Consider the following 12323-nt stretch of genomic DNA (forward strand, 5'->3'; position numbering starts at 1 on the left):
CCCCTTATTGTCCCACGAGCCGGCGGCCGAATCCGCCCCCTGTCGGGCGCGCGCTTCCCGTGGTGCCGACGCTGCCATGCGGAACCGAAAAGACGGTGCGCCGGAAATTCTTTTCAAGGCGATCCGAAATATAGCTCCACAACTGGACGATTTCGCCGGCGGAACGGCTTTTCGCGTCCACTTCCATCACGGTGCGGCCGTCGATCATCGAAGCGGCGAAATCCGTGCGATGATGCACCGTGACCGGCGCGACGGTGCCATGCTGGGAAAGGGCGATCGCTGCTTCCGAAGTGATCCGCGCCTTGGGCGTCGCGGCGTTGACGACGAAAAGCAAAGGCTTGCCAGCCCGTTCGCACAGGTCGACCGTAGCGCCGACGGCCCGCAGATCGTGGGGACTGGGCCGCGTCGGGACCACGATCAGTTCCGCCACCGAAATCACGCTCTGGATAGCCATGGTGATGGCCGGCGGCGTATCCAGGACCGCCAGCTTGAAACCTTGCTGCCGCAGGATTTGAAGGTCCGCGGCGAGACGCGCCACGGTCGTCTGGGCAAAGGCCGGCAATTCCGCCTCACGCTCGTTCCACCAGTCGGCGAGTGAACCCTGCGGGTCGATGTCGATCAGGACGACGGGACCATGCCCCGCCCGCTGCGCCTGCACGGCAAGATGCCCGGAAAGCGTCGTCTTTCCCGATCCGCCCTTCTGCGATGCCAGTGCCAAGATGCGCACGCGCTTCCCCCCAAGGAAATCCAGTTCCGGTCGGGAATGCCATGGCCGCACCTAAAATTTGGTTAACCCATAATCCCCTCGCAAAATGGAGAATGACGCATCGGGCCCGATCCACGGTGCTAATAGCCTTTTAACCAATATACGCGATAAAAGGACGCGAATGCCGTCGATCCGGGAGCAGCCTTTTCATGAACACTATCCACGGAGCGCTTATCGCAATCGCGACGTTAAGCCTGAGCCAGCCCCTCCTTGCCGATGTGAAACTCGGCGTGGATGCCTGGCAGCAGGGCGATTATGCAAAGGCAATCGCGGAATGGCGGCCGCTTGCGGAGGCAGGCGATCCCGATGCTCAGTTCAATATGGGGCAAGCCTATAAGCTGGGGCGCGGCGTGTCGCCGGACCTCACCGCAGCCATCCAATGGTATCGGAAAGCAGCGGCGCAGGGCCATATGCGCGCCGAAGACAATCTCGGCCTCTGCCTGTTCCAGCAGAGCGACCGCGCCGCGGCCATGCCTTATCTGGAACGCGCGGCCGCCAGAGGCGATTCGCGCGCGCAATATATCTTCGGGACGGCGCTGTTTAACGGCGATCTCGTGGAAAAGGACTGGGTGCGTGCCTATGCCCTGATGACCCGCGCCTCCGCCGCGGGATTATCGCAGGCAAACACCAGTTTGCAGCAGATGAACAAATATATCTCCAGCGACCAGCGCGAACAGGCAAAAACCCTCGCGGCGCAAATGGAGCGTGACAAGGGCGTCCAGTTGGCGTCAGCCCCGGCGCGGACGGAAAGCGCCGGACCGGCCGGGCGCCCGGCGTCCTCCCCGATCCGCACCGCCCGGATTCCTCCAACGCATACGCCCGAGCGTGCGGAAGCACCCAAGGTCAAAACTTCGCCCCCTCCGCAGCCGGCCCCGACTCCGACCGCCGCCCCCGCCCGCGTTCCCGTCGGCGCCTGGCGTGTCCAACTTGGCGCTTTCAGCGCAGACACCCGCGCGCGCGCGATGTGGACGCAGCTCACCGGCAAGGTTCGCGGTCTTTCCTCCTATCAATCCTATTTCGTGAAGGCTGACGGCATCACCCGCCTGCAAGCTGGCCCCTTGGGCAGTTCGGCGGACGCCATGCGGCTTTGCGCGCAGATAAGATCGGCCGGCGCGGACTGCCTGCCGAAGAAAAATTAATGCAAGGAATGGGGATGGCCGTGTCGGGGATCATTCCCGCTACGCCTGAAGAGATAAACGCTCTCGATTTGAGCCACGCCTCATAATCTGAGATACTGTGGCGATTTCCAAGGAGCGTTGCATGATTTCGGGGAATGACGGAACGATATATGCGCTGGTGATCGCCACCCTGGGAGAAGAGGGCGGAAAAAGGGCATTGGATGCCTTGGCCATCGACGACGCCCTCATGCATGAGCGGGGCCGCAACGTCTCTCGCTCAGCCTTCGCCATGGCGATGAATGTCGTGCTTTTCCATGATCTGCTTGAACGGGTTCCGAGCGGCGCGGCTTATGTTCGCGATACGCTGGCGCAGGGCCGCCGCGTCACATTCGACCACGGAGCGCTGCGCACCATATGTTTCGGGCAAGGGCCGACCGGCGATCTGCCCGCCGGAGAAACCGCCTTTAAGCGGATTTTCCTCCCGCTTGGCTATGAGATGGCCGCCATCTATCCCCTTGACAGGCTGAAGATGACGGGCCGCGCCTATCGCCACATCGACGCGCCGGAGACCATTCCTCAATTCTTCCTGTCGGAACTGCATGTCGATCGTTTCGACGCGGAATTCGCCGAGGCGGCGCAGCGTGTTTTCGGCACTTCCCACGATCCGCTGGACAGCGGCGCCAGAATCCTGCTGGACGATTATGCAGCGGGCCGCCCGGTGGATCTGGAAAGAGCGGCGCAGGTCCTACCGGTCATCGCCGCCGCCTTCGACCGGCAGCATGAACCCGCCGCCTTTGAAGATTATGCGTTGCTGCGATCCCGTTCGAACGAAGCCGCATGGATCGCGACGGAAGGCAATGCCTTCAACCATGCCACGGATCGCGTGCCGGACGTGGCGGCACTGGCCGATCGGCTGAAATCGGAAGGTCGCCCCATGAAGGAAAAACTTGAAATCTCCGCCAGCGGCCGGGTGCGCCAGACAGCTTTTCGCGCGGACGGCGTCGAAAGACCCTTCGCCGACGGCATATCCCGCATCGTGCCCGGCTCCTTTTATGAATTCATCAGCCGGGATGTCGATCCGGCCACCGGGATGCTCGATCTTGCTTTCGATACTGGCAATGCTACCGGCATCTTCGCCATGACGAGCGCCGTCTGATGACCAGTATTTTTCGATCCGGGAAATGATGCGGAAATGGGATCGATGATTGCCAAGCGAAAGGGCTTAGGGCAACGCGTCGCCATCAATTGTCGGGAGGCGTAGTTGAACAGTCCTGTTGCTTCATCCTGGGTGTTGACGCTCGTCTGCGAAGATCGCGTCGGAATCGTCGCGGCGGTAAGCCGGTTTCTGGCGGATCGCGGCGGCTTCATCACGGACAGTCAGCAATATGCCGATCGGGAATCGGGACGCTTCTTCATGCGCGTCGCCTTTGAAGCGACCGACAGCCGCATGGATGGCGGCACGGAATGGCTGCGGACGGAATTCACGCCGACAGGCGATCGGTTCGCCATGGATTGGCGCCTTACCGATATTGGTGAACGCCCGCGTATCCTGATCGCCGTATCCAAGGGATCTCATTGTCTGGCGGACCTTTTGCACCGCTGGCAAACGGGTACATTGGCGGTCGATATCATGGGCGTCGTTTCCAACCATCCCGACATGCGCCGCATCACGGAATGGCATGGCATTCCTTATCACGAATTGCCTCCCAATGGCGACAAGGCCGCTCAGGAAGCCGCTCTGCTCGATATTTTCGATCGAACCCGTTCCGACTATCTGGTTCTGGCGCGCTATATGCAGGTGCTGTCGGAAGAACTAGCCGGAAAGCTGATCGGACGCTGCATCAACATCCACCACAGCTTCCTGCCGGGCTTCAAGGGCGCGCGCCCTTATCATCGCGCGCATGAGCGGGGCGTCAAACTGATCGGCGCGACCGCGCATTTCGTGACGGCGGATCTGGATGAGGGACCGATCATCGAACAGGCGGTCGAACGTATCGATCACCGCGCGACGGCAGAAGACATGGTGCGCATAGGACGCGATATAGAAACGCAGGTCCTGGCTAGGGCCGTCCGCTGGATCGCCGATCGCCGGGTGCTGCTCAACGGCTGCAAAACCGTCATATTCCGCTGAAGAAAGCGAGCCGTTTTCAAGCGGATAAGGCCAGTTCTTCCCAACAGGAAAATCCGGCGGGAAACGGGAAGCAGATCAGAAGATCGACGAGTAGAGGAACCAACCCATAATAAGCAGGCTTGTGACCACGCACACACGATCACCAAAAACATCCATTCGCGACATTTCGACATCCTTCCGCCAGGCGTTCTTGTTTCCGACGCCTTAACCGTAGGATACAGCAGTTTTCCTCATGGGGGAACAGCAAAGATCGGATGAAGCGGAGGAAATGGCCGACGGGACGCGGTCGTGCGCTATGAAGCCGCGCCCCGCCCGCTCGAACACAGCGTCAGCGGAGGCCGCGATGCCGGAGAAAGGATTGCGTGGCTTCCTCCGGCCCCCGATAGGCTTCCTGGAACTCGGCGCTCCAATATTTCAAATCGTCAAGATCGATGCGCGCGCCGGAAACCGCGCATAAAACGAACTGTCCCGGACGCACCACATCGAAATGCGGCGTGTCATAACGCAGTACCGCAAGCCCTTGAATATCCGCCATCAGTCGCCCGTGAGAATCCGGTCCACCAACTGCTTCACCGTCGGAACAAAGCCGTTGGAATAGAAGGGATCTTTCCGGAAATTATAGGCGCCATGACCGGCGAACAGCAAATTTTTGTCCAACGACCCGCCATGCACGGCTTCCTGCAACGACTTTTGTATGCAGAAGCTGCGCGGATCGGCAAGGCGTCCGGTCGAATTGGTTTCGCTGTCCATCCAGCTGGAAAAAGCACACTGGCTGAGGCAACCCATGCAGTCCGTCTGATCCTTGCGGATGACGCCGCGCTCTTCCTCCGTCACGAACACCAGCGTATTGTCCGGCGTCTTGAGGGCGGACGAAAAGCCTTGCCCCACCCATTCGCGCGCGCGCAGAAGGTCGTTACGCGTCACCCAGAAATTCTTGCCCTTCACGCCGGCGTCAAGCTGATGCGTGTGATCGCCCGCCTGTTCGGTGCTGAAGGGTATCTGCCGTTCCGACCGCGCTTCCAGATTGCGGAGGAAGGGATTGCGGATAGCGGAACTATAGAAGCCCGTGGGCGAAAAACGATGCAGCAGCACGTCGCCGGACTCCAACTGCATCAGCCTTTCCTTCCACGGCTGCGGAATGGGGCTTTCCTGCGTCAGGAGCGGACGGGTGCCGAACTGGAAGGCGATGGCGCCCAGCTCCGGATTGTCGATCCAGTCGTTCCAGTCGCGCAGATACCAGACGCCGCCCGCCATTACGATGGGAACATCGTCGGAAATGCCGCCTTCACGCATGGTTTCGCGCAGCGCCTTCACGCGGGGATAGGGATCTTGCGGTTCGCGCGGGTCTTCGGCGTTGGACAGGCCGTTATGACCGCCCGCCAGCCACGGATCTTCATAGACCACCGCGGCCAGCCATTCGGACGCCTTGGAATAAGCGCGCTTCCACAGGGCGCGGAAGGCGCGGGCGGAACTGACGATCGGCAGATAGTTGACGCCATAGGACGCCGCGATCTCGCTCAGCTTATATGGCATCCCCGCGCCGCAGGTGACTCCCGCGACCATGCCCTTCGTCTTTTCAAGCACGCCGTGCAGCACGCGCTGGGCGCCGCCCATTTCCCACAGGACGTTGATGTTGATCGCGCCCTTGCCGCCCGCGATCTCGAAGGCGCGCTTCACCTGCTCGACCGCGCCGTCGATGGCGTAGGCGATCAGTTCCTCATGCCGGTCGCGGCGCGTGCGGCCATGATAGATTTGCGGGATGACATTGCCCAGCGGATCGTAGCTGTCGGCGTTCACCGCGGACACGGTGCCGATTCCCCCCGCCGCGGCCCATGCGCCGGAACTGGCGTGGTTGGAAACCGCCACGCCTTTTCCGCCTTCCACCAGCGGCCAGACTTCGCGACCACCATAGACGATGGGTTTCAAACCCTTGAACAAAGACATCTCCCGAATAAAAGCCGGTGGCTCCCCCAGCCACGTAAAGGCCGACCCATAGCAGATTATCGGCCAAATAACGAATTTTCGCGCGGCCCCTAGCGCAAAATGTCCGGCTGGGCCAGCGCCTTCCCGTAAAGCGTGGCATAGGCGCCGACCATTCGCGCCTCGTCGAAATCGCGGGCTGCGCGTTCGCGGTTCGCCTTGCCCAGCCGGACACGCAATCCGGCATCGGCCGCGAGCGCGCCCAGGGCGGCTGCGAGCTGCCGTTCATCGGGCACGACGAAGCGACGATTTCCGGGCGCGACCATGTTCGCGACATCGCCCACGTTCATCGCGGCGACCGGAACGCCCGCCGCCATCGCTTCCACCAGCGAGATCGGGAACTGCTCGCTGTCGGAGGACAATGCGAAGATATCGAACAGGCCGACGAAGCGCCATGGGTCGGTCATGAACCCGGCAAGGCAGATGTCGTCGAGGCCATGGACGGCCGCTTCGGCAAGGATGGCGTCGCGCTCAGGGCCTTCGCCGACAACGACGAGTTGCAAACGGTCGCGATGGGACGCGACGGCGCGGACAAGGCGCGGGATGTTCTTGATCGGACGCAGGCCCGCCAACGTGCCGACCAGCAGCTTACCCGGTGAACGACGCAGCGCGGGGATGGCATCGGGTGCCGGTGTGTCGGCGTAACGGGCGATGTCGATCCCGTTGCGGATGAGGTGGACCTTGCCCGCCGGTTGCCGCCAGATGTGGCGGGCGACGGTTTCAAGCCGTATCGAAGGCACGACGAGCGCGTTTGCACGCCGGAGGGCGACGCGGCGATAGAGGTTGCGCTGGATCTTCAATCCGCTGGCTTCATCGGCATTGAAACCATCCTCATGATGAACCAGCGGCGGCAGGCCCATGGCGCGGCCATACAGGCGATGGGCCATCACCGCGTCCATCGCCCCCCAATTATAGGTCAGGATCAGATCGAAGCCCTCGAGGAATCGGGCAATTGCGCGGAAGCGGCGCAAACCGGGACGGCCCGTGAGCGGAGGGGGAGGCGGGAAGTCGACCTTGATCGCCGGATCTATGGCGTCGCGGGCGTCCATGGCGTCGGGAGCCGCGCTGACGATCGCGTGATGGGCGCGCTCGCCCCAGAGATTCATAAGCCGGACAGCGCGCGCTTCCTTGCCGCCCAGCGAGAAGCTGCCGTGCACGTGGAGCAGCCGGGGCGGCCGCGATGACGTGTCAGCCATGGAGGACGCGGCTGAGCAGGCGGTCTATCGCCGCCACCGATTCGGGCTCGTCCAGCGCGGGGGCGTGGCCGACATTGGGCACGACGGTCAGTTCCGCGCCCTCCCCTATTTCCGCGATCATGCGGCGCGCGGCGGCGTCGCTGAGGAGATCGGAACGCTCTCCCCGCAATATCTGTGTCGGGATGCCGCGAAAGGCGGCCATGACGGGCCACATATCGGGAGCGGCTTCCTCTCCGCCGGTCAGGCGCAAAGGCTCGGCCACGCGCATGTCATAGTCCAGCACCACGCGGCCCGCCGAATTCAGGCGATAGAGCCGCTTGGCCATGGCGATCCATTGCTGCAGGTCGTAGGCCGGATAAATGTCGCGATTGCTTTCCTCCAGCGCGCGGGCGGCATGGACCCAGCTTGGATGCGATTGCCCCACGCCGACATAGGTGCGGATGCGGGCAAGCCCGGCGGTCTCCAGCGTCGGCCCCACATCGTTGAGCAGCGCCCCGGCCAGCCATTCGCGATGAGTCGCGGCGACCAGCATGGCGATGATCCCGCCCAGCGACGTGCCGATGGCGACGAACCGGTTGACGGCAAGGTCCGCGAGCAGCCGCCCTATGTCCTGCAAATAGATGAGCGGCACATAGGTCATCGGGTCTTTCGCATAGGCGCTTTCGGCCCGTCCGCGCATGTCGGGGCAGATCAGCCGCCAGTCGCCCGCGAGGCGCTCCGCCAAAGGCTCGAAATCGCGGGCGTTGCGGGTGAGGCCCGGCAGGCAGAGCAAGGGCGGACGCCCTTCCCCGCCCCCGGCATAGTCGCGATAATGGAGCCGCAGGCCGTCGGGGGACCACCAAAATCCGTCGGTATAGCCGCTCAACCTTGATCCCTCCGCCAACTATCCCCCATATCGCCTTATGATCACGCGCCTGCAACCCGCCAAATACAGCCCCGCCAACGAAATCGCCGCGCTGATGCCCGACATCGGCGATGTGGTCGAAGCGGCCGGCTTTCCGCAAGCCATCCTGCGGTTCCGCAATGATCGCTGGGCGGATGCGGTGGGGCTTGGGACACTGAGCGATGCGGAATGGATCGGACATTTCGGCCGTTTCCGTCCTTTGTCGGAATCGATGCCCGATCCATTGGCCTTGCGGTATCATGGGCATCAGTTCCGCAGCTATAATCCGCAGATCGGGGATGGCCGGGGATTCCTGTTCGCGCAACTCAGGGATGGGGCGGGACGGCTGCTGGATCTGGGCACCAAGGGATCGGGGCAGACGCCTTACAGCCGTTTCGGCGACGGGCGGCTGACGCTGAAAGGCGGGATGCGGGAGATTTTGGCGACGGAGATGCTGGAGGCGCTGGGCGTCAACACATCCAAGACTTTTTCCCTGATCGAGACAGGCGAGGCGTTGCAGCGCAATGACGAGCCTTCCCCCACGCGTTCCGCCGTGATGGTGCGATTGAGCCATTCGCATATCCGTATCGGGACGTTCCAGCGGGCAGCCTATTTCGACGACAAGGCGTTGCTGGAGAAGTTGACGGATTATGCGTTGACCCGGCTTTATGGCGAAACGCCAAGGGGTAATCCGCCGGCGCAGTTGATGGGCCGGGTGATGGAGCGGTTGGCCGATCTGGCGGCGAGCTATATGGTCGCGGGCTTCGTCCACGGGGTGCTGAACAGCGACAATATCAACGTGACGGGGGAGAGCTTTGACTACGGACCATGGCGATTCACGCCGAAATGGGACCGCTTATTCACCGCCGCCTATTTCGACGAGAGCGGGCTTTATGCCTTCGGGCGGCAGGCCGAGGCGATCCATTGGGATGCGGCGCAATTGGCGGTTTCGCTACGGCCTCTGGTGGAAGCGGAGCCACTGATCGAGCAGATGGAGCGATTTCCGGCGCTTTTTGAAGAAGCATTGGCGCGCCGCTTTTGCTGGCGGCTGGGGGTTGGAACCGGCGGCGATGCGTCGGCTCTGGTCCAGGCGGCGGTGCAGGGAATGGTGGAAACGGGAACGGAGATCGACCGTTTCTTCCACGACTGGCGCGGCGGGAGGGCGCGGGCGGCGGAACGCTATGCCGATGAAAGCTGGGCGCCGTTTCGCGAGGCGGTCGCCGGATTCGAAGCCAGCGGGAACGGGAGCCATCCCTATTGGACGGACGAATCCCCCTGCTCCATGCATATCGAGGAAGTCGAAGCGATCTGGAACGCCATCGACCGAGACGACGACTGGCAGCCGCTTTACGACAAGGTGGCGGCGATCCGGCGGATGGGGGAAGCCCATGGAAATGCGCCGGATGTGCCTTGATATGGCCGAGCCTGAGAATAGAAAACGGTCATTTTCCGGCATCTCTCCAATTCGTTGTCGCAGCGAAAGCTGCGCTCTCCCTTAGGCCTGGACGCGCCTACGAAGAAGAGAGATGCTGGCATGACGAATAGGCACGTCCGCTATCCTCCCACGGCCGTCATTCAACGCCGGTCGGCATAACCGCCTTTCCTCTCCGGCCATTTTCGGCCATATCCGCACAGCATGAGTTCCGCTTTAACTTCGTTCGAACCCGCCACCGGCGCGCTGTTATGGGAGGGCGTGGCCGGCAATGTAGATGAGGAAGTGGCCCGCGCCGCCACGGCATGGCCTCAATGGGCGGCGCAGCCCATCGCTTACCGGATCGAAACGCTGCGCCGCTTCGTCAACGTCGTGCGCACGCATGAAGGGAAGCTCGCCGACCTGATCGCCCGCGAAACCGGAAAGCCGCTGTGGGACGCGCAGACGGAAGTCGCCGCCGTGATGGGCAAGGTCGATATTTCCATATCCGCTTATGCCGAACGCACCGGGCAGAAAAGGCTCGATGCCGCCATGGGCGCGCGCCAGTCCGTCCGGCACAAGCCGCATGGCGTGATGGCGGTGCTGGGGCCGTATAATTTCCCGGCGCATCTGCCCAACGGGCATATCGTACCTGCCTTGTTGGCGGGCAATGCGGTGGTGTTCAAGCCTTCGGAAAAGACGCCTGCCGTCGGCGAATATCTGGTGAAGCTCTATCATGAGGCCGGCATCCCGCAGGATGTCGTGCGCCTGGTGCTGGGCAATGCGGCGGAGGGCAAGGCGCTGGCCGCGCATCCCGATGTGGGGGGCATCCTCTTCACCGGATCGGCTCAGAGCGGGATCGCGATCAACCGGCAGTTCGCGTCCGATCCGGGCAAGATATTGGCGCTGGAGATGGGCGGGAACAATCCGATCATCACCTGGGACACGCCGGACATCAACGCCGCCGCGACTTTGGTGGTGCAGTCGGCCTTCCTTTCAAGCGGACAGCGCTGCACGGCGGCAAGCCGCCTGATCGTCAGAGACAGCATCGCCGGCGCGGTGATCGCGGAGGTGAAGAAGATCGCCGACCGGCTGATCGTTGATCATCCTCATGCCGACCCAGCGCCCTATATGGGGCCGGTGATCGACAATGATGCGGCGGATGGGCTGACGGAAAGCTTCCTTTATCTGATGAGCAACGGGGGCAGGCCGATCAAGCATATGGTGCGGCCGATCCAGGGCCTGCCCTTCCTGACGCCCGCGATCATCGACGTGACGGCGATGGCGGAGCGGCCCGATATCGAGTTGTTCGGCCCGCTGCTGCAAGTCGTGCGCGTGCCCGATTTCGACTCCGCCATCGCGGAGGCGAACAATACGCGTTATGGCCTGTCCGCCGCGCTGATCGGAGGATCGCCGGAACAATATGAGCAGTTCTGGACGCAGGTCCGCGCCGGGATCGTCAACTGGAACCGGCCGACCAACGGCGCTTCGTCCGCGGCGCCCTTTGGCGGCGTGGGGATTTCGGGCAACCACCGGCCCAGCGCCTATTATGCGGCGGACTATTGCGCCTATCCGGTGGTGTCCTCGGAAATCGAGCAGCCGCGCGCGTCCATCGGCGTGGGGTTGAAGCCCATCGACACCAGCGCGATGGGCGACTGAAAAGCCTGACTTTCAGGGCGGACCAACTTTTCCTACGCCCCGGTAAAAGCATTATGGGATTGCAGTTCCCCTGCGGCTTCGCCATCTGCCCAGCATGGCCGAACATGCACCTGCCACCGTCTATCTCGTCGGCGCGGGTCCGGGCGATCCGGAACTGCTGACGCTGCGCGCCGCCCGGTTGATCGGCGCGGCGCGGGTGATCGTGCATGACGGACTGGTTTCGCGCGAGATACTGGCGATGGCCGCGCCGGGGGCGGAGATGATCTCCGTCGCCAAGCAGCGCAGCCGCCACTCCATGCCGCAAGAAGAGATCAACGCGCTGCTGGTGCGGCTGGCGAAGGCCGGCCGGCCGGTCGTGCGGCTGAAGGGCGGCGATCCGTTCATCTTCGGGCGCGGCGGCGAGGAAGTGGATGCCTGCCGCAAGGCCGGGGTGCCGGTGGAGGTCGTGCCGGGCATCAGCGCCGCCATCGGCTGCGCGGCGCAGGCGCAACTCCCCCTCACCCACCGTGCGGCATCGAGCGCGGTCAGCTTCGTCGCGGGCCAGTGCAAGGGACTGACGGAGCAGGACTGGTCGGGCCTCGCGGGCAAGGGGCGCACGCTCGTCATCTATATGGGCGTGGCGACGGCGGCGGACATTGCCGACAAGCTGATGGCCGACGGCGTCGCGCCGGGGATTCCGGTCGCAGTGCTGGAAAACGGCACCCGCGCCGATATGCGGGTGCTCCGCACGCTGCTCGCGGATCTTGGCGACATGGTGGCGCGCGAACGCGTAAAAAGCCCGGCCCTGATTGTGGTCGGCGAAGTGGCGGCCTATGCGCTGGCGCAGGATGTGCTGGCCGAATGGGCCGCACGGACAGGCAATGGGGCGGAGATGATTTCGTGAAGATTTTAACCGGCAATGACCTTGGCACCGGGGACGTGATCTGGTGGGCGGGCGACGGCTGGTCGCGGCAGGTAGGCGATTCGGTCGATGTCGGCGAAAGGGGCGACGAACTCGCCCGCGCCGAGGAGGCCGCGCTGCGCGTCGTGGGCGCCTATGTGATCGACGCCACCGTGACGGACGAAGGCATCCGCCCCGCGCATATCAAGGACCGCATCCGCGCGCTGGGACCGACGGTGCGCCCCGACCTGACGCTGAAACCGCATGACGCCGACGCCGGCAACTGGGTGATCTGAACC

The 12323-nt window shown here is 63.3% G+C and carries 12 protein-coding genes; 7 read left to right on the forward strand and 5 right to left on the reverse strand.

Annotated features, from left to right (window positions below):
- Window positions 1-4 precede the first annotated feature (4 nt).
- Window positions 5-727, reverse strand: coding sequence for a ParA family protein (locus IQ35_RS01095; RefSeq protein ID WP_021246433.1), 723 nt, complete (start codon window positions 725-727; stop codon window positions 5-7).
- A gap of 188 nt (window positions 728-915) precedes the next feature.
- Here IQ35_RS01095 and IQ35_RS01100 point away from each other — a divergent pair, with 188 nt between their 5' ends.
- From IQ35_RS01100 to purU, 3 genes are all read left to right on the forward strand, one after another.
- Window positions 916-1905, forward strand: a complete 990-nt coding sequence (locus IQ35_RS01100) for an SPOR domain-containing protein (protein WP_145071677.1) — start codon at window positions 916-918, stop codon at window positions 1903-1905.
- Between the two features lie 121 nt (window positions 1906-2026).
- Window positions 2027-3040: a 2-oxoadipate dioxygenase/decarboxylase family protein gene (locus IQ35_RS01105; RefSeq protein WP_021246431.1), complete on the forward strand. Its 1014-nt coding sequence runs from the start codon at window positions 2027-2029 to the stop codon at window positions 3038-3040.
- Window positions 3041-3172: 132 nt separating this feature from the next.
- Window positions 3173-4015, forward strand: a complete 843-nt coding sequence (purU, locus tag IQ35_RS01110; protein ID WP_021246430.1) for a formyltetrahydrofolate deformylase — start codon at window positions 3173-3175, stop codon at window positions 4013-4015.
- A gap of 328 nt (window positions 4016-4343) precedes the next feature.
- On the opposite strand, the gene IQ35_RS01115 is transcribed toward purU, so the two are convergent.
- The 4 genes from IQ35_RS01115 to IQ35_RS01130 all read right to left on the reverse strand — a co-directional run bounded on the left by IQ35_RS01115 (window position 4344) and on the right by IQ35_RS01130 (window position 8056).
- Window positions 4344-4550: a DUF2093 domain-containing protein gene (locus IQ35_RS01115; RefSeq protein WP_021246428.1), complete on the reverse strand. Its 207-nt coding sequence runs from the start codon at window positions 4548-4550 to the stop codon at window positions 4344-4346.
- Window positions 4550-5953 (reverse strand): NAD(P)H-dependent flavin oxidoreductase, encoded by a 1404-nt coding sequence (locus IQ35_RS01120; protein ID WP_145071866.1) that lies wholly within the window; start codon window positions 5951-5953, stop codon window positions 4550-4552. Before IQ35_RS01120 ends, IQ35_RS01115 begins: the two co-directional genes overlap by 1 nt.
- 95 nt (window positions 5954-6048) lie before the next feature.
- Window positions 6049-7191: a glycosyltransferase gene (locus tag IQ35_RS01125; protein ID WP_145071679.1), complete on the reverse strand. Its 1143-nt coding sequence runs from the start codon at window positions 7189-7191 to the stop codon at window positions 6049-6051.
- A complete protein-coding gene (locus tag IQ35_RS01130; RefSeq protein ID WP_145071681.1) occupies window positions 7184-8056 on the reverse strand; it encodes an alpha/beta fold hydrolase in 873 nt (290 codons plus the stop codon). Before IQ35_RS01130 ends, IQ35_RS01125 begins: the two co-directional genes overlap by 8 nt.
- Window positions 8057-8093: 37 nt before the next feature.
- Here IQ35_RS01130 and IQ35_RS01135 point away from each other — a divergent pair, with 37 nt between their 5' ends.
- From IQ35_RS01135 to IQ35_RS01150, 4 genes are all read left to right on the forward strand, one after another.
- Complete coding sequence (locus IQ35_RS01135) at window positions 8094-9488, forward strand: protein adenylyltransferase SelO family protein (RefSeq protein WP_145071683.1); 1395 nt, start codon at window positions 8094-8096, stop codon at window positions 9486-9488.
- Between the two features lie 222 nt (window positions 9489-9710).
- A complete protein-coding gene (gene astD / locus IQ35_RS01140; protein WP_145071685.1) occupies window positions 9711-11144 on the forward strand; it encodes a succinylglutamate-semialdehyde dehydrogenase in 1434 nt (477 codons plus the stop codon).
- Window positions 11145-11238: 94 nt separating this feature from the next.
- Entirely contained in the window at window positions 11239-12027 is a 789-nt protein-coding gene (gene cobA, locus IQ35_RS01145) for a uroporphyrinogen-III C-methyltransferase (protein ID WP_021246422.1), read from the forward strand.
- Window positions 12024-12320: a DUF2849 domain-containing protein gene (locus tag IQ35_RS01150; RefSeq protein ID WP_021246421.1), complete on the forward strand. Its 297-nt coding sequence runs from the start codon at window positions 12024-12026 to the stop codon at window positions 12318-12320. Before cobA ends, IQ35_RS01150 begins: the two co-directional genes overlap by 4 nt.
- Window positions 12321-12323 lie beyond the last annotated feature (3 nt).

It is taken from the genome of Sphingobium wenxiniae, assembly GCF_007830065.1.
Taxonomy (GTDB): Bacteria; Pseudomonadota; Alphaproteobacteria; order Sphingomonadales; family Sphingomonadaceae; genus Sphingobium; species Sphingobium wenxiniae.

Excerpts from the sequence above, each read along its gene's own strand:
- IQ35_RS01100 (WP_145071677.1), top strand. The coding sequence starts at position 916 with ATGAACACTATCCACGGAGCGCTTATCGCAATCGCGACGTTAAGCCTG.
- IQ35_RS01115 (WP_021246428.1), bottom strand. The coding sequence starts at position 4,550 with ATGGCGGATATTCAAGGGCTTGCGGTACTGCGTTATGACACGCCGCAT.
- IQ35_RS01125 (WP_145071679.1), bottom strand. The coding sequence starts at position 7,191 with ATGGCTGACACGTCATCGCGGCCGCCCCGGCTGCTCCACGTGCACGGC.
- astD (WP_145071685.1), top strand. The coding sequence starts at position 9,711 with ATGAGTTCCGCTTTAACTTCGTTCGAACCCGCCACCGGCGCGCTGTTA.
- cobA (WP_021246422.1), top strand. The coding sequence starts at position 11,239 with ATGGCCGAACATGCACCTGCCACCGTCTATCTCGTCGGCGCGGGTCCG.
- IQ35_RS01105 (WP_021246431.1), top strand. The coding sequence starts at position 2,027 with ATGATTTCGGGGAATGACGGAACGATATATGCGCTGGTGATCGCCACC.
- IQ35_RS01135 (WP_145071683.1), top strand. The coding sequence starts at position 8,094 with ATGATCACGCGCCTGCAACCCGCCAAATACAGCCCCGCCAACGAAATC.